The organism is Cellulosimicrobium sp. AB352 (genome assembly GCF_049538415.1).
Classification (GTDB): Bacteria; Actinomycetota; Actinomycetes; order Actinomycetales; family Cellulomonadaceae; genus Cellulosimicrobium; species Cellulosimicrobium funkei.
The window spans coordinates 112,330-129,032 of record NZ_JBMVFX010000011.1; the positions used below are offsets into that span (position 1 = coordinate 112,330).

Here is a 16,703-nt window from a genome sequence, read left to right on the forward strand (position 1 = left end):
TCCAGCGACGCAGGACGACGACGACGCTCGCGCTCAGCACGTGCTCGCGCACCGTGCGGTGCTTGCCGTGCGTGAGCACGACCCTCCCCTCCCCCGCGCGCTCCGTCGCCGGGCCGAGGTCGATCGCGTCGACCGTGCAGCGCAGCAGGTCGCCGTAGCGCGCGCCCGTGGCGCGCGTGAGGCCGGCGATCACCGCGAGGCGCACGGTCTCCGGCTTCGCGGCCTCGACCATCGCCTCCGTCGCCAGCAGGCGCCACACCCACTCGGCCTCGTCGAGCGTGACGGTGGGGCGCGGGTAGCGGGACGCGGCGCTGGTGCTGGCGCTGGTGTCGGCGGTCGTGCTGCCCGCCGCGTCCGGGCCGGTGGGTGACGTCGCGTCGTCGGGCATGGGTGAACCCTACCGCTTGGCACACTTTTTGTGTGGAGAGCGACTGGCGGGCGTGTCGCCGCCAGGCCCGCCGCGGCTCCCTGACCACCGAATTGAATACGTATGCAGAATGCTGCATACTCGTGCCCATGTCCAAGGTTCTCACCTCCCTGCCCGTGGGAGAGCGCGTCGGGATCGCGTTCTCCGGGGGCCTCGACACGTCCGTCGCCGTCGCGTGGATGCGCGACAAGGGCGCGGTGCCGTGCACCTACACCGCCGACATCGGCCAGTACGACGAGCCCGACATCGGCTCCGTGCCCGGTCGTGCGACCGCCTACGGCGCCGAGATCGCGCGCCTCGTGGACTGCCGCGCCGCGCTCGTCGAGGAGGGTCTGGCCGCGCTCGCGTGCGGCGCGTTCCACATCCGCTCCGGCGGACGCGCGTACTTCAACACCACTCCCCTGGGCCGCGCGGTCACGGGCACGCTCCTGGTCCGCGCGATGCAGGAGGACGACGTCCAGATCTGGGGCGACGGGTCGACCTTCAAGGGCAACGACATCGAGCGGTTCTACCGCTACGGGCTGCTCGCCAACCCGCACCTGCGCATCTACAAGCCGTGGCTCGACGCGGACTTCGTGGCGGAGCTCGGCGGGCGCAAGGAGATGTCGGAGTGGCTGCTGGCCCACGACCTGCCGTACCGGGACAGCACCGAGAAGGCGTACTCCACGGACGCGAACATCTGGGGCGCGACGCACGAGGCGAAGACGCTCGAGCACCTCGACACGGGCATCGAGACCGTCGACCCGATCATGGGCGTGCGGTTCTGGGACCCCGCGGTCGAGATCGCGACCGAGGACGTGACGATCGGCTTCGTCCAGGGCCGTCCGGTGACGATCAACGGGGAGGAGTTCGAGTCGGCCGTCGCGCTGGTCCAGGAGGCCAACGCGATCGGCGGCCGCCACGGGCTCGGCATGTCCGACCAGATCGAGAACCGCATCATCGAGGCCAAGAGCCGCGGCATCTACGAGGCCCCCGGCATGGCGCTCCTGCACGCCGCGTACGAGCGCCTGGTCAACGCGATCCACAACGAGGACACCCTCGCGCAGTACCACACCGAGGGCCGCCGCCTCGGCCGCCTCATGTACGAAGGCCGGTGGCTCGACCCGCAGGCGCTCATGATCCGCGAGTCGCTGCAGCGCTGGGTGAGCACCGCCGTCACCGGCGAGGTCACGCTGCGCCTGCGCCGCGGCGAGGACTACTCGATCCTCGACACCACCGGGCCCGCGTTCAGCTACCACCCGGACAAGCTGTCGATGGAGCGCACCGAGGACTCCGCGTTCGGCCCGATGGACCGGATCGGCCAGCTCACCATGCGCAACCTCGACATCGCCGACTCGCGGGCCAAGCTCGAGCAGTACGCCGGCATCGGGATCGTCGGCACCACGCACGCGGCGCTCATCGGCGCCGTGCAGGCGTCCACCGAGCTCATCGGCGCGATGCCCGAGGGCGGCGCCGAGGTCATCGCGTCGCGCGGCATGGCCGAGGGCGACGACGCGCTCCTCGACCGCGCCGCGATGGAGTCCGGCACGGACTGACCGCCACGACGCCCACCGACGGCGCCCGGGTCGACGACCGACCCGGGCGCCGTCGCGGCTAGGCTCGCAGGGTGAGCGCGGGCACCGGGGAGCTGTGGGGGACGATCGCCGGACCCGTCGACCACGAGCTGGTCGTCAAGAAGTCCCGCTTCCTCGCGCACCTCTCCCCCGTCCCGTCCGTCGCCGCGGCCGACGCCGTCGTCGCGCGCGTGCGCAAGGAGCACTGGGACGCGCGCCACCACTGCGTCGCGCTCGTCGTCGGCCCGCACGCCGACCAGCAGCGCTCCACCGACGACGGCGAGCCCTCCGGCACCGCCGGCATCCCCATGCTCGAGGTGCTGCGGCACCGCCACGTGACCGACGTCGTCGCCGTCGTCACGCGATACTTCGGCGGCGTCCTGCTCGGAGCCGGCGGCCTCGTGCGCGCCTACTCGAGCGCGGTGAGCGAGGCGCTCGACCTCGCGCGACCCGTGCGCCGCGCCGTGCTCACCGCGGTGCACGTCGACGCCCCGCACGCCGACGCCGGGCGCCTCCACGGCGTCCTGCGCGACTGGTGCGACCACCACCACGGCACGCTCGAGGGCGTCGACTACGGCACGACGGCCGCGTTCACCGTCCTCGTCCCCCCGGCCGAGCTCGACCGGTTCGACGCCGACCTCGCCGCCGCGTCGTCCGGCGCCCTCGTCGCGCGCCGGGGCGACAGCCGCGTCGTCGACGTCCCCGCCTGAGCGCGCCCGCGCAGGAACCCCGCACACCGCGAGGTAGAGCCGTGGTCGGCCGAGGTAGAGCCGTAGTCCAGGGAGATAGAGCCGTAGTCGCGCGAGGTAGAGGCCCGGTCACGCGAAGAAGAGCCGTCGTCGCGCGAAACCGATCTGCCCGCAGACCGACGATTGCTCGCTCGACCCGTCGGCGCAGGCGACCACGACAAGCCGGGGCGCCACCGCCGTCGGGCCGAGAGCCGAGGCGAGCCGAGGCGAGCCGAGGGCAGCGCACCCGCCCGGCGCGTGCAGCGCCCGACCGACCACGCCTCTACCCCGGCCGACCGGGCCTCTACCTCGGCCGACCTAGCCTCTATCCCGGCCGACCTAGCCTCTATCCCGGCCGACCACGCCTCTACCTCGGCCGACCCAGGCTCTCCCCCGGCGTCAGGCGCTGACGCCGTCCGGGCCGACGACGGCGCCGTCGGGGACGCGGGCGGAGCCGCCCGGGTCGGCGAGCTCGGCCTCGCCGGTGACCGTCACGCCGGAGCCGAAGGTCCAGTCCCCGCGCACCGTGAGCGAGCGGGCCGCGCGCAGGGACGGGGTGCCGTCGTCGAACCGGGCGTCGAACGCGGCGATGGTCTTGTAGTGGGCCGGGTCGAGGTCCACGAACGGCGCGTCGGTGCGCGCGACGAACCGGTACGCGTCGTCGAGGTCATAGACGTCCGAGCGGAGCACGAGGAGGTCGTTCGTCGTCTTCACCGGCAGGAACCGGTCGCGGCCCACCTCGATCGCGACGGCGCCGTCGAACACCTCGACCGCGGCCCCCATGGCGGACTCGATCTGCACGACCTCGGGCGACGACGGGTCGGTCGGGTCGACGGTCTTGGTGTTCTTGATGAGCGGGAGCTCGAGCACCCCGCCGGTGCGGTCGAGCTCGGCCGACAGCGCCTCGAGGTCGAACCACAGGTTGTTGGTGTTGAAGTACCGGTGCCGGCTGATGTCGGCGGCGGCGTCCTGGTCCTCGGCCGGGGTCTGCGCCGTCTCGCGCAGGACGAGGCGCCCGTCGCTGCGGCGCACGACGAGGTGGCCGCCCTTGCGGTCCGCGGGCGTGCGGCGCGCGACCTCGGCGGCGAACGGCGCCCCGCTCGCGGCGAACCAGCCGGCCATCGCGGCGTCGGGCGCGGCGCCGAGGTTGTCGGAGTTCGAGACGCTCGCGTAGCGGTACCCGGCGTCGAGCAGGGCGCGCAGCGCGCCGGACGCGTAGAGGGCGGTGTACAGGTCGCCGTGGCCGGGCGGGCACCACTCCAGCTCCGGGTCGGCGGGCCAGTCGACGGGCGTGAGGTCGCTCGCGAGGATCTTGGGCTCGCGGTTCTGCAGGAAGTCGAGCGGGAGGTCGCCGACGGCGAGGTCGTCGTGCGGGGCGAGCGCGGCGAGCGTGTCGGCCTGCGTGCGGAACGAGTTCATGAGCAGCAGCGGCAGCGGCGCCCCGGTCGCGCGCCGCGCGGCGCGCACCTGCGCGACGATGACGTCGAGGAAGGTCAGCGGCCCGCCGTCGGGGTGCTGGGGGTCGGCGTCGCGCACCGTGAGGAGCGACTTGGCGCGGTCCATGCCCATCGACGTGCCGAGCCCGCCGTTGAGCTTGATGACCGCCGTGCGGCGCAGCGCCTCGCGGGCGGCGTCCTCGGGCACCTCGAGCTCGTCGCGGTGCGTGACGTCGGTGAGCGGCTCGACGTCGGCCTCCGGGATCATGCCGGTCGCGCCGGACTCGAGGAGCCGGTAGAAGCGGGCGAAGACGTCGATGGCGGCGGGCGCGACGCCCGCGTCGCGCATGCGGTCGGTGGACTGGCTCAGGCCCTGGCTGCTCATGCCCCGATGGTAGGGGCGCGACGCGGTCGTGGCCCGGCGCGGGGACGGCCGGACCGCGGGTGAGACAGGGCTCACAGCCCTACCGTGGGCAGATGGCGGACGTCCTGCCCGACGACGTGGCGACCTGGCTCGGGTCGTGGTTCTGGGCGCCCGGCTACGACGTCGCGCGCGAGGTGCTGCAGCGCGGCACGGCGGCGATCCTCGTCGTCGCGTTCCTCGTCGTCGTGCGGCAGTGGCGCCCGCTGCTGGGCGAGCGTGGGCTGCTGCCCGCCGCGACGTTCGTGGCGCGCACGACGTGGCGCGACGCCCCGAGCGTGCTCCGGTGGCGGTGCTCGGACCGGTTCGTCATCGCGCTCGCGTGGGGCGCGGCAGGACTGGCGGCGCTCCTCGTCGTGGGGGTCCCGCAGCGCGGGCCGTGGTGGCTGACGACGCTCGCCTTCCTCGTGCTGTGGGCCGTCTACCTGTCGGTGGTGAACGTCGGGCAGCGGTTCTACGGGTTCGGCTGGGAGTCGCTGCTGTGCGAGGTGACGTTCCTCGTGGGGTGGCTGGGCTCGTCCGGCGAGGGCGCCCCTCCCCCGCTGCTCGTGCTGCTCCTCGCCCGCTGGTGCCTGTTCCGGGTCGAGCTCGGCGCGGGACTCATCAAGCTCCGCGGGGACCGCGCGTGGCGGGACCTCACGGCCCTGGAATACCACCACGAGACGCAGCCCCTCCCCGGCCCGTTCTCGTGGCACGCGCACCACCTGCCGCGGTGGTGGCACCGCGTCGAGGTGGCGGGCAACCACGTGACGCAGCTCGTCGTGCCCTTCGCGCTCTTCGCGCCGCAGCCGGTCGCGAGCGTCGCGGGCGGGGTCGTGGTGCTCACGCAGGCGTGGCTGCTCGTGACGGGCAACTTCGCGTGGCTGAACTGGCTGACGATCGTGCTCGGGCTCGGCGTCGTGAGCGACGGCGCGTGGGCCGCGGTCGGATCGTGGCTCGTACCCGCGCTCGGGCGCGGCGAAGATCCGGCGCCCGACGGCGGCGCCGCCCTGGGCGGCCCGGTCGCCCTGGTCGTGGCGGTGCTCGCGGTGTCGGTGCTCCTGCTCGTCCTCGGCGTGCGCCCGGCGCGCAACCTCGTCGCGCGTCGGCAGCTCATGAACGCGAGCTTCGAGCCGTTCCGGCTCGTCAACGCGTACGGCGCGTTCGGCTCGGTCTCGCGGCGTCGCGACGAGGTGGTCGTGGAGGGGACGACGGCCCGCTCCCCCGGTCCCGACGACTGGGTCGAGTACGCGTTCCGCGGCAAGCCGGGCGACGTGGGGCGCCGCCCGCCGCAGGTCGCGCCCTACCACCTGCGGCTGGACTGGCAGATGTGGTTCCTCGCGCTCGGGTCGCCCGGCACGCGGTGGTTCGAGGTGCTGCTGCTCCGGCTCCTGGAGGCCGACCGCCCGACCCTGCGCCTGCTCGCGGCGGACCCGTTCGCCGACGACCCCGACGGCCCCGCCCCGCGGTGGGTGCGGGCCCGCGTCTTCCGTTACCGGTACACGACGCGCGCCGAGCGGCGACGCACCGGCGACTGGTGGGTGCGCGAGGAGCGCGGGGCGCTCGTCGACCCGGTGGACCGCGAGCGGCTGCGGCTGCTCCTGGGCCCGCGGGCCTGAGCGGCCGGCGGGCGCGGCCGATCCCGTCCGGGGTGGCCGCGACGACGGCCCGGCAGTGTCCTACTCGAAGCGGGACGGGTCGCCCGCGCCGACGCGCACGACCTCGGGGGCGCCGTCGGAGAAGTCGACGACCGTCGTCGGCTCGCTGCCCCGCTCGCCGCCGTCCACGACCGCGTCGACGACGTGGTCGAGCTCCTCCTTGATCGCCCAGCCGTCGGTGAGCGCCTCGGTCGAGCCGGGGAGGATGAGCGAGCTCGACAGGATCGGCTCCCCGAGCGCGGCGACGATGGCCTGGGCGACGGTGTCCCCGGGGATGCGGACGCCCACGGTCTTCTTCTTGGGGTGCGCGAGGCGGCGCGGGACCTCGGACGTCGCGCGCAGGATGAAGGTGTACGGGCCCGGGGTGGCCGCCTTGATCGACCGGAACGCCGCGTTGTCGACCATGACGAAGTGGCCGAGCTGGGCGAAGTCGGCGCACACGAGCGTGAAGTGGTGCCGGTCGTCGAGGTGGCGGATGCGGCGGATGCGGTCGGCACCCTCGCGGTCGTCCATGCGGCAGCCGAGCGCGTAGCCGGAGTCGGTCGGGTAGGCCACGAGGCCGCCGTCCTCGAGGAGGGCGACGACCTGCGCGATCGCGCGCGGCTGCGGGTTGTCGGGGTGCACGTCGAGGTAGCGGGCCATGGGGCGAGCCTAGGCCCGGGTCCGCGGTCCGGCCGCCGGGACCGCCGTCGTCGCGCGCCCCGCCCCGAGGCGGCTAACGGGGCAGGTGCGCGGAGACGCGGCGCAGCTCCGCCGGGCTCGCGTTCCCCCCAGAGCAGACGACGCCGACGCGGCGCCCGGCGAACCGGTCGGGGTCGGCGAGGACGGCGGCGAGGGCGGCCGCGCCTGCGCCCTCGGCGACGGTCCGGGCCGCGGTGAGGTAGAGCGCGGCGGCGCGGTCGATCGTGTCGTCGTCGACGAGGACGAAGTCGTCGAGGTGCTCGCGCAGGACGGCCTGGGTGAGCGCGAAGCCGGTGCCGGTGGCGAGGCCCTCGGCGCGCGAGGTGTTGGGCCGGGCGACGAGGTCGCGCGCGCGCCACGAGTCGTGCGCGGCGGGCGAGGCGGCCGACTGCACGGCGACGACCTCGAGCCCGGGGGCGAGCGCCTGGGCGACGAGGCAGGCCGCGGCCGCGCCGCTCCCCCCGCCCACGGGGACGACGAGCACGTCGAGGTCCGGCGCGTCGGCGAGGAGCTCGAGGTACGCCGTCGCGACCCCGGCGACGAGGAGGGGCTCGTTCGCCGCGCTGACGAGCCGGGAGCCGTCCTCGGCCGCGAGCGCCGTGGCGTGCTCGCGGGCGTCGTCGAAGGTGGTGCCGGTGAGGACGAGGCGGGCGCCGAGGTCGCGGACGGCGTCGGCCTTGGTGGGGTTGGGGTGGGTGGGCATGACGATGGTGCAGGGGGTGGCGGTGGTGCGGGCGGCGTGGGCGACGGCCTGGGCGTGGTTGCCGGTGGAGAAGGCGGTGACGCCGTGGGCGCGCTCGTCGGGGGTGAGGCGCAGGAGCAGGTTGAGGGCGCCGCGGACCTTGAAGGCTCCGGTGGGCTGGTGGTTCTCGTGCTTGACGACGACGTGGGCGCCGGTGGCGCGGTCGAGCGCGGGGTAGGTGCGGGCGGGGGTGGGCTGGAGGTGGGTGGCGAGGAGGCGGCGGGCGTCGAGGACGTCGCGCAGGGTGGGCGGGGCGAGGTCTGCGGGGGGCATGGGTCCACGGTCCCGCGGGCCGTCTCATCGGTCCAATGCCTGTTCTGTGGGGACCGATCGACGGGATCTATGCTTCGCGCATGAGGGTGTGGACATGGACCTGACGCGGTTGCGGGTGCTGGCGGCGGTGGCGCGCGAGGGCTCGGTCACGGGGGCGGCGCGTGCGCTGCACTACGCGCAGCCGTCGGTGAGCCATCATCTGGCGCGCCTGGAGGCGGAGGTGGGGGTGCCGCTGACGGAGCGGCACGGCCGGGGTGTGCGGCTGACGGCGGCGGGTCGGCTGCTCGCGGCGCGGGCGGACGAGATCGTGGGGCGCGTGGGCGCGGCGCGCGAGGAGCTGGACGCCCTGGTGTCGTTGTCGGCGGGTCGGGTGCGGCTGGCGGCCTTCCCGTCGGCGTTGGCGACGCTGGTGCCCGACGTCGTGGGTCGCCTCGCGCGCGAGCACCCGGGGCTGGGCGTGGGGCTGGTGGAGGCGGAGCCGCCGGAGGCGCTGGACGGGTTGCGGCGCGGTGCGGTGGACGTGGCGCTGGTGTTCGAGCACGACCGGTCGCCGGTGGACGTGGAGGGGCTGCGCGCGGTGCCGGTGCTCGCGGAGGAGCTGTTCCTCGTGCAGGCGGGGGCCGGCCCGCACCCGGGGACGCACCCCGGGAGGGACTCCGCCACGGACGGGGCCGCGGCGTCGTCCGAGGAGGGGGCGGTGGACCTCGCTCCGCTCGCGGACGCGGCGTGGATCGCGGGCTGCGAGCGGTGCCGGGCGGACCTGGTGGGGCGGTGCGAGCGGGCGGGGTTCACGCCGCGCGTCGCGTTCGAGACGGACGACTACGTCGCGGTGCAGGCGCTCGTGGCGTCGGGCGTGGGGGTGTCCCTGCTGCCTGCGCTGGCGCTGCGGGCGCACCGGGACCCGCGGGTGACGGTGCGGGCGCTGCCGGGGGCGGCGCGGCGCGTGCTCGCGGTCTCGTACGGGGAGCGTCCGTCCCCGGGTGCGGCGGCGGTGGTGGAGGGTCTGGTGCGCGCGGCGGACTGACGCCGGTCAGCCGGACACGACGACGGCGGGCGCCGCGAGGACGAGCAGCACGACGCACACGCCCGCGACGGCCATGGAGAGCGCGAACGGGGCGCGGCTGCGCGGGCGCACGACCCCGACGGCGCCGGCGGTGAGGGCGAGCACGACGGCGACGGCGCCCAGGGCCCACGTCACGGGGCCGGGGGGCGTGGGCGGTTCGGTCACGACGAGCGCGGACGCCGCGGCCAGCAGCACGGGGGCGAGCACGGAGCTCGCGCGGCGCCCGAGCCGGTGCGGCAGGCCGCGCACGCCCGTGGCGGCGTCGTCCTCGAGGTCGGGCAGCGTGTTCGCGACGTGCGCGCCGACGCCGAGCAGCGCGGCGGCCGCGACGGCCCACGGGGCGGGGCGGCCCGCTCCGGGGGCGGCGAGCACGACGAACACGGCGAGCAGCCCGAAGGAGACGGCGTACGGGGCCCAGGACCACCACGTGGCCTTGAGCAGCGCGTTGTACGACCACGCGACCCCGACGGCGACGACGTGCACCGCCCCGGGCAGCAGCCCCGTCGCGAGGGACAGCACGACGCACGCGCCGAGCGCCACGAGCGCCGCGGCACGCAGGGTGGCCGCCGTGACGAGGCCCGTGACCACGGGCTTGTCGGAGCGGCCGACGGCGACGTCGCGGCGCGCGTCGAGCCAGTCGTTCGACCAGCCGACGGAGAGCTGGCCGGTGAGGACGGCGAGCGCGACGAGCGTCGTGGTGCGGGCGCCGGCGCCGATGCCCGCGGAGAGCGCGAGGGCGAACGCGGTGACCATCACGGTGGGCGGGAAGTGGCTCGCGACCACGAGGCCGCGCACGAGCCCTCGCGAGCGACCGGTCACCATGGCGGCAACCTAGCCCGCCGCCGGGTCGCGCGCCCGGCGCCCGGGCCGGTCGTCGCGGCTACCCCCTCCCCCCGCGCGGGCGGACCGGGCCGGTGGGACGATGCGGGCATGTCGCGCGTCGTCGCCGTCGGGACCTCGCTTCCCGCGCATGCGTACCGCCAGGACGAGATCTCCCGGGTCACGAGCGAGCTGCTCACCGACGACCCGGTGCGCCGTGCGCTCACGCGCCGGCTGCACGCCCACGCGGGCGTCGAGACCCGTCATCTCGCGCTGCCCCTGGAGGACTACGGCGGGCTGTCGTTCGGCTCCGCCAACGACGCCTTCCTCGCGCTCGGGACCGACCTCGCGGAGCAGGCGTGCCGCGCGGCGCTCGACGACGCGGGCCTGCGCCCGGACGAGGTCGACCACGTGGTCCTCACCACCGTCACGGGCGTGGGCGCGCCGACGCTCGACGTGCTCGTCGCGGCCCGGCTCGGCCTGCGACCGGACGTGCGCCGCACGCCGTCGTTCGGGTGGGGCTGCGCCGGGGGCGCGGCGGGCCTGGCGCGGGCGGACGACCTGCTGCGGGGACGCCCGCGGGACGTCGCGCTCCTCGTCGCCGTCGAGCTGTGCTCCCTGACGCTCCAGCGCACCGACCCGTCGACGGCGAACATCGTGGCGTCGGGCCTGTTCGGCGACGGCGCGGGGGCGGCCGTCCTCGTCGGGGACGAGCACCGCCTCGCCCGACGCCCGGGCCCGTACGGGCGGGCGGGCGCGGGCGTGCGCGCCCGGGGCGTGCGCGTCGTCGACTCGCGCTCGCACCTGCACGCGGGCACGACGGGCGACCTGGGGTGGCGCGTCGGCGACACGGGGTTCGAGATCGTGCTGTCGGCGCGTCTGCCCGAGCTCATCGGGGCGCACCTGCTGGGCGACGTCAAGGCCCTGCTCGCCGAGCACGACCTCGAGCCGGGCGACGTCGGGGCGTGGGTCGTGCACGCGGGCGGCCCCCGCGTCCTGGACGCGGTGCGCGACACCCTGGGACTCGCCGAGGAGGAGCTCGCGCTCAGCCGGGCGTCCCTGCGCGACGTGGGGAACCTGTCGTCGGCGTCGGTGCTGCACGTGCTCGGCGCGACCCTGGCCCGCACGGACGTGCCGCCCGGCGCGCCGGCCGTCCTCATGGCGTTCGGTCCCGGGGTGAGCACCGAGCTCGTCCTGCTGCGGCTCGACGGCCGCGGCCCGCGCCGGGCGCACGGGCCCGGTCACGCGGGCGAGCACGCGGTCGCGCGAGCCGAGGGGGTCCAGGGATGAGCCTCGCCTGGTACGTGGTGCTCGTCGGCGCCACCGCCGTCGAACGCCTCGCCGAGCTCGTCGTCTCGGCCCGCAACGCCCGCTGGTCGTTCGCCCGGGGCGGCGTCGAGTCGGGCCGCGGCCACTTCCCCGCGATGGTCGCCCTGCACACGGGGCTGCTGCTCGCGTGCGTGGCCGAGGCGTGGCTCGCCGACCGGCCGTTCCTGCCGTGGCTCGGCTGGCCCATGCTCGTCCTCGTGCTCGCGAGCCAGGGCCTGCGCTGGTGGTGCATCGCGACCCTCGGGCCGCGGTGGAACACGCGCGTCATCGTCGTGCCGGGCCTGCCGCTCGTCGCGCGCGGCCCCTACCGGTGGCTGCGCCACCCCAACTACGTCGCCGTCGTGGTCGAGGGCGTCGCGCTGCCGCTCGTGCACTCGTGCTGGATCACGGCCGTCGCGTTCACGCTGCTCAACGCCGTGCTGCTCGCCCGCTTCCGCATCCCCGCCGAGGAGAGCGCCCTCGTCCGCGCGACCGCGGGCGGCGCCGCCGCGCACCCGGCCGTGCCGTGACCCCTCCCCGGTCGACCGCACGCCGCGCGACCGACCGCGACGTCGACGTGCTGGTCGTCGGCGGCGGGCCCGTCGGGCTCGCCGCCGCCCTGCACGCCCGCCGCGCCGGGCACGACGTCCTCGTGGTCGACCGCCGCGCGGGCGTCATCGACAAGGCGTGCGGCGAGGGCCTGCTCCCCGGCGCGCTCGCCGCGGTCCTCGCCCTCGGCGTCGACCCGCCGGGCCACCCGCTCGCCGGCATCAGCTACCGCGACGCCACCCGCCACGCCGACCACCCGTTCGCCGCCGGCCCGGGCCGCGGCGTGCGGCGCACCGCGCTGCACGCCGCCCTGCGCGAGCGCGCGCTCGCCGAGGGCGTCACGATCGAGCACGCCACGCTCCGCGCGCTGCGTCAGGACACCCGCGGGGTCGACGTCGTGCTCGGCGCGGCGCGAGCACCCGCCGGGGAGAACCCGGGGCCGGACGGCGGCGCGGACGAGGTCGTGCGGGCCGCCCGCGTGCTCGGCTGCGACGGGCTGCACTCCACCGTGCGCCGCCTGACCGGGCTCGACGCCCCGCCGCACGGGCGCGCCCGGTTCGGCCTGCGCACCCACTACCGGCTCGCCCCGTGGAGCGACCTCGTCGAGGTGCACTGGGCACCGCACGCCGAGGCGTACGTCACCCCGGTCGCGCCCGACGTCGTCGGCGTCGCCGTCCTCACCCACCGCGACGGCGCCCGCGGCGCGCCCCCGGACGCGCACCACGGGCTCGACGCGTTCGGCGAGCTCGCGGACCGCGTGCGCGACGCCCCCGTGCTCGGGCGCGTCCGCGGCGCGGGGCCGCTGCGCCAGCGTGCCCGACGCCGCACCGCCGGGCACGTGCGCCTCGTGGGCGACGCGTCCGGGTACGTCGACGCGCTCACCGGCGAGGGCGTGCGCGTCGGGCTCGCCCAGGCCGAGGCCGCCGTGCGCCACCTCGACGACCCGGCCGCGTACGAGCGCGCCTGGTCCCGCGCCACGCGCGACTACCGCGTCCTCACCTCCGGCCTGCTCGCCTGGGCGGGCAGCCCCGCCCGCCGCGCGATCGTGCCCGCCGCGAGCGCCGCGCCGTGGCTGTACGGGGCGGTCGTGGAGCGCCTGGCCCGCTGACGCGCGGCTCCGTGCCGGTCGCGGTACCCGCCCGCCGCCCTCGTCCGGCGAGCGGCCCGTCGTCTCGCCACGCCCCGGTGTGGGCGCCCGCCGCTACCGTGCGGCCATGACCTCGCTCGACCTGCACGTCGTCCCCGACCGCTTCCTGCTCGGCCACGTCCCGGGCGCCACGTTCCCCGAGGACGACGAGTGGGTCGCGCTCGTGCGCGCCCCCGAAGGGCTCACGGTCGTGCGGCACGCCTCGCCGTTCGACGACGCCGAGCGGTGGGCGGGCTTCTACGGCTCGGCCCACGGGCTGGAGACGTCGGGCGTGCTCGCGTCCGTCGTCGGGCCGCTGGGCGAGGCGGGCGTGCCGGTGTTCGTCGCGTCCACGTTCCACGCGGACCTCGTGCTGGTCCCGGAGGTTCGGCTCGAGCAGGCCACCCGGGTGCTGCGCGACGCCGGGCACGCGGTCGCCGCTCCTCGGTGACCCCGGGGCGCCGCCCGTCGTCGTGCCTGGCCCCTGCACCGGTAGCATGCGCGGATGCGAGCGCGAGGGTGGGTGGCGGCAGCGGCCGTGGTGCTGAGCACGGCGGTCCTGGTCGGGTGCGGGTCCGGCGGTGCCGGCCCGACGGACGGGACCGAGGAACCGGAGGCGGCGAGCAGCGCTGCGCCGTCGCCCGCCACGGACGCCCCGGCGCAGGACGGCGCCCCGGACGACGCCGCGACCTGCGTCGCCTACAGCGACGTCATGACGATCGTGGAGAACGCCGACCTCGGCCTCGCCGACGGCCGCATGGCGGAGCAGGAGCGGGACGGCTGGTACGAGCTCGCCACCCGCGTGCTCGGCCGCCTGCCGTCCGGCGGGGACAGCGCCGTGCAGACGGCGGTCGGCGACCTCCAGGCGGCCGCGCCGGCCGTCGCGGTCGGGACGTTCGCCGAGTCGACCGGCGTGGGCTCCCCGGAGTGGTCGCAGGCCCAGGCAGACCTCGGCGACGCGTGCGAGGCGCTCGGGACTCCGCTGATGATCGCCCCCTTCACCGGCGGCTAGCCCGACGCCCGGCCGCCGCGCCACCGCGCTCGGCGGCCCGCGCGCCACCGCGCTCGGCGGGGCAGCCGGTCACCCCGGCACCGCTGCCCTCTCTGCCCGGTCGAGCAGGTCGCGCGCGCGGTCGCGCGGCAGGAACGCGAGGAGCGCGTCCTTCTCCCCCACGCGCACCCGCTCCGCCACCTCGAAGCCGAGGGCCCGCATCCGGGCGTGCGCCCGCTCGTTCGCCGCGTCCGGCTCGACGACGATCCGGTCCACCCGCGGGTCGGCGAGGCAGAACGCGACGACCAGCGGACCGACGCCGGCCCACAGGTCCGCCCCGCGCGGACCGCGCCCGCCGAGCAGGAAGTGCAGCCCGACGTCGCCCGGTGCCACCGCGTACGCCTCGCCCACGGGGTCGTGCTCCGGCTCGTAGGTCTGCAGGAGCGCGACCGGGGCGTCGTCCCACCGCACGAGGAACGCGTGGTGCGTCGGCAACGAGCCGACGTAGGCGTACAGGTCGCGCAGCTCCGTCCGGGACAGGTCCCCGAGCCCCCAGAACCGCGCCCACGGCCGGGTCACCCAGGCGTGCAGGACGTCGAGGTCCGCGTCCGGGTCGAGGACGCGCAGGGTCAGGCGGCCTCCGCCCGGCGCATGGTGCGCGAGGAGCAGCTCCCCGGGAGCGCCGGTGCGCAGGCGGCCGGGGGCGGGCGCGGGCGGGTCGGTCGTGGTCATCGGGTCTCCTCGTGGCGCAGCAGGGCCCAGTCGGTCACGACGGGCACGGTCTCGGCGTCGGCCCAGGCGGCGAGCCGGTCGGCGAAGTGGGGCGAGCGCGGGTCGCCGCTCGCGCCGAACGGCACGCCCCAGCGGCTCGCGTCCCGGTCGGCGAGGTCCCACACCCAGCGCGCGACCGACCCGCGCACGCACACGTCGCTGACCCCCGGCACGCTCGCGGTGCAGCGCACGGTGTCCGTGTCGCCCCCGAGCGGCACGTCCGGCACGCGCGGGACCGGCGCGCCCGGCACGTCGAGGAGCACGTGCAGCCCGAGCACGCGGTGGGTGTCGCCCCACACCGGGACCGGGCCCGACGCGTCGTCCCGCGCCCGCACGACGTCGGCGAGCGCGGCCCACGCGAGCGCGGCGCCGTCGATCCCGAGCCACGCGGCGCCGAGGAGCGCGGGCAGCGCGTCGGCGACGCGCGCGGTGACCGACAGCCACGGCGCGAAGACCGGGTCGAGGCCGTGGGGCGCGTGCAGCGGCGCGAGCGCGGGGTGCGCCGCGACCCGGCCGACCAGCGCGCCGCGCCAGGCCGCGAAGAGCGCCGCGTCGGCGCTGTCCGCGTCCATGCGGCGGTCCCACGCGCGCAGCCGCGCCGCCGCGTGGACCGTCGCGGGATCGGGACGCGCGGTCGTGCTGTCATCGGCCCCGGCCTCGTCGCCCGAGGCGTAGGCGTCGCGGTCGAGCCACCCGAGCAGGTCGTCCGCGCCGCCGAGCAGCGTGTCCGCGTGGACGCGCGACTGGTCCGCCGCGGTCGCGTCGTCACCCGCCGCCGCGAGGAGCGCCCGGATCCGGCGGGCGCGGTGCGGCGGGGCGTACGTGCGGCCCAGGTCGAGGTCGGGCCGCGCGGGCCGCTCGTTCGCGTCGACCGCGACGTCGACGACGACCACGGGCGGGGGCGGCACGACCCACGGGCGGGCGCGCCCGGCGTCGGCCCACCCCGGCAAAGGCAGCGTGCGCTCGGCCGGGTCGCGGCGAGGCACGCGCCCCGCCGTCACCGACAGCACCGTCGCGCGGTCCGCCGCCAGCACGCGATCCACCGGGTCGACCCACGTCGCGAACGCGTCCGTGACGTCGCGCGCGGACCCGGCCCGCAGGAGCCGTCGCCACGCGGCGACCCCGAGGTCGGCGTCCACGCGAGCGGGCAGGCGCACCGCGAACGTCCGGCCCGGGTCGTCGGGCCCACCGGAGACGACGACGCCGCGCGCCGTCTCGATCGTCTCCACCCGGTGCTCGACCGGTCCGCCCGGCGCGCGCACGCGGACCGTGGCGTGGACGACGTCCGCCCGCTCCGGACCGTCCGGCCCTTCCGCGACGACACCGCCGTCCGCGGTGCGGTGCAGCCGCTCCGCGACGACGTCGACGTGGTGCGCCATCGCGTTCGTCACGCCCCACGCCGCCGCGCCCGCGTGCCCGAAGTGCGGGACCCCCGGGACGCCCGGGAACGCGAGCCCGACGACGTCGTACGCGTCGCACGCCAGGCGCACCTGCTGGTAGACGCCCGGCAGCTCCAGGAGGCGGTGCGGGTCGCCCGCGAGCAGCGGCGCCCCGCCGCGCGTGCGCGCGCCCGCGAGCGCCCACGCGTTCGACCCCGAGCCGGGGCCGCCGTCGACGGCGAGCAGGTCGAGCACCGTGGTGAGGGGAACGTCGGGCCGGGAGCGCGCGACCTCGGCCCCGAGCGTGCGCGCGACGTGGTCGCGCCACAGCACGTGCGGGAAGCCGGAGAACAGGACGTGCGCGACGAGGAAGACGCCGAGGGGCGCCCACGCGGGCCACGGCTCGTGCGGCGGCAGGTCGCCCCCTCCGGGCCAGGCCGCGTCGGCGAGGGCGTGCATCTCGGGCACGTCGCGCCCGCGCTCGAGACCGTCGTTCACGCCCGCGGTGTACGCGTCGACCCAGGCGTGGTCGTCGTCCGCGAGCGCCGCGTAGGCGCGGCGCGCGGTGTCGGCGAGGCGGACGCGGTGGGCGAACCGGTCCCACGCGAGGCCGGGCTCGCCCAGGCGCTCGGCGAGCCGCCCCTCGGCGCGCCACCGGTCGACCTCGATCTGCCAGCCGCGGTCGAGCGCGGTGACGTACCCCTGCCCGCGCGCGAGCGCGAGCTCGTCGGCGGCGCGCACGTGCGGGACGCCCCACGCGTCGCGGTGCACGGAGAACCCGCCCGGGCTCGCGGCCACG

Annotated in this window: 15 protein-coding genes; 9 read left to right on the forward strand and 6 right to left on the reverse strand. The window is 76.8% G+C overall.

Features of this window, described 5'->3' with window-relative positions:
* The first annotated feature begins 516 nt into the window (after positions 1-516).
* Positions 517-1,962, forward strand: a complete 1,446-nt coding sequence (gene argG / locus ACPCUX_RS10140; protein ID WP_085387943.1) for an argininosuccinate synthase — start codon at positions 517-519, stop codon at positions 1,960-1,962.
* Between the two features lie 71 nt (positions 1,963-2,033).
* On the forward strand, positions 2,034-2,690 hold the full coding sequence (locus ACPCUX_RS10145) for a YigZ family protein (RefSeq protein ID WP_085387942.1): 657 nt from the start codon (positions 2,034-2,036) through the stop codon (positions 2,688-2,690).
* Between the two features lie 417 nt (positions 2,691-3,107).
* On the opposite strand, the gene ACPCUX_RS10150 is transcribed toward ACPCUX_RS10145, so the two are convergent.
* On the reverse strand, positions 3,108-4,529 hold the full coding sequence (locus ACPCUX_RS10150; RefSeq protein WP_043654956.1) for a UTP--glucose-1-phosphate uridylyltransferase: 1,422 nt from the start codon (positions 4,527-4,529) through the stop codon (positions 3,108-3,110).
* A gap of 92 nt (positions 4,530-4,621) precedes the next feature.
* Between ACPCUX_RS10150 and ACPCUX_RS10155 the strand changes: the two genes are divergently transcribed.
* Positions 4,622-6,163: a lipase maturation factor family protein gene (locus ACPCUX_RS10155; protein ID WP_423388668.1), complete on the forward strand. Its 1,542-nt coding sequence runs from the start codon at positions 4,622-4,624 to the stop codon at positions 6,161-6,163.
* 60 nt (positions 6,164-6,223) lie between these two features.
* Here ACPCUX_RS10155 and ACPCUX_RS10160 read toward each other — a convergent pair whose 3' ends face one another.
* Positions 6,224-6,844 (reverse strand): L-threonylcarbamoyladenylate synthase, encoded by a 621-nt coding sequence (locus tag ACPCUX_RS10160; protein ID WP_043654953.1) that lies wholly within the window; start codon positions 6,842-6,844, stop codon positions 6,224-6,226.
* A 73-nt stretch (positions 6,845-6,917) separates the two neighbouring features.
* Positions 6,918-7,898 carry a threonine ammonia-lyase gene (locus ACPCUX_RS10165; protein WP_423388669.1) on the reverse strand — a complete coding sequence of 327 codons (981 nt, stop codon included), beginning with the start codon at positions 7,896-7,898 and terminating at the stop codon, positions 6,918-6,920.
* Positions 7,899-7,992: 94 nt separating this feature from the next.
* Between ACPCUX_RS10165 and ACPCUX_RS10170 the strand changes: the two genes are divergently transcribed.
* Positions 7,993-8,922: a LysR family transcriptional regulator gene (locus ACPCUX_RS10170; protein ID WP_423388670.1), complete on the forward strand. Its 930-nt coding sequence runs from the start codon at positions 7,993-7,995 to the stop codon at positions 8,920-8,922.
* 6 nt (positions 8,923-8,928) lie between these two features.
* On the opposite strand, the gene ACPCUX_RS10175 is transcribed toward ACPCUX_RS10170, so the two are convergent.
* Complete coding sequence (locus ACPCUX_RS10175) at positions 8,929-9,783, reverse strand: UbiA family prenyltransferase (protein WP_423388671.1); 855 nt, start codon at positions 9,781-9,783, stop codon at positions 8,929-8,931.
* A 108-nt stretch (positions 9,784-9,891) separates the two neighbouring features.
* Between ACPCUX_RS10175 and ACPCUX_RS10180 the strand changes: the two genes are divergently transcribed.
* The 5 genes from ACPCUX_RS10180 to ACPCUX_RS10200 all read left to right on the forward strand — a co-directional run bounded on the left by ACPCUX_RS10180 (position 9,892) and on the right by ACPCUX_RS10200 (position 13,775).
* Positions 9,892-11,070, forward strand: a complete 1,179-nt coding sequence (locus tag ACPCUX_RS10180) for a type III polyketide synthase (protein WP_144723209.1) — start codon at positions 9,892-9,894, stop codon at positions 11,068-11,070.
* Entirely contained in the window at positions 11,067-11,618 is a 552-nt protein-coding gene (locus tag ACPCUX_RS10185) for an isoprenylcysteine carboxyl methyltransferase family protein (protein WP_423388672.1), read from the forward strand. The genes ACPCUX_RS10180 and ACPCUX_RS10185 overlap by 4 nt, the downstream gene beginning before the upstream one ends.
* A complete protein-coding gene (locus tag ACPCUX_RS10190) occupies positions 11,615-12,745 on the forward strand; it encodes an NAD(P)/FAD-dependent oxidoreductase (RefSeq protein ID WP_085387934.1) in 1,131 nt (376 codons plus the stop codon). The genes ACPCUX_RS10185 and ACPCUX_RS10190 overlap by 4 nt, the downstream gene beginning before the upstream one ends.
* A 106-nt stretch (positions 12,746-12,851) precedes the next feature.
* The gene (locus ACPCUX_RS10195; protein WP_034652603.1) at positions 12,852-13,214 is read left to right on the forward strand and encodes an ACT domain-containing protein; all 363 of its coding nucleotides are present in this window, start codon (positions 12,852-12,854) and stop codon (positions 13,212-13,214) included.
* 54 nt (positions 13,215-13,268) lie between these two features.
* Positions 13,269-13,775, forward strand: coding sequence for a hypothetical protein (locus ACPCUX_RS10200; RefSeq protein WP_423388673.1), 507 nt, complete (start codon positions 13,269-13,271; stop codon positions 13,773-13,775).
* A gap of 69 nt (positions 13,776-13,844) precedes the next feature.
* Here the strand turns inward: ACPCUX_RS10200 and ACPCUX_RS10205 are convergent, their stop codons facing one another.
* Both ACPCUX_RS10205 and ACPCUX_RS10210 read right to left on the reverse strand, forming a co-directional pair.
* Complete coding sequence (locus tag ACPCUX_RS10205; protein WP_363374076.1) at positions 13,845-14,486, reverse strand: GNAT family N-acetyltransferase; 642 nt, start codon at positions 14,484-14,486, stop codon at positions 13,845-13,847.
* Complete coding sequence (locus tag ACPCUX_RS10210) at positions 14,483-16,702, reverse strand: penicillin acylase family protein (RefSeq protein WP_423388674.1); 2,220 nt, start codon at positions 16,700-16,702, stop codon at positions 14,483-14,485. The genes ACPCUX_RS10205 and ACPCUX_RS10210 overlap by 4 nt, the downstream gene beginning before the upstream one ends.
* Position 16,703: the final 1 nt, after the last annotated feature.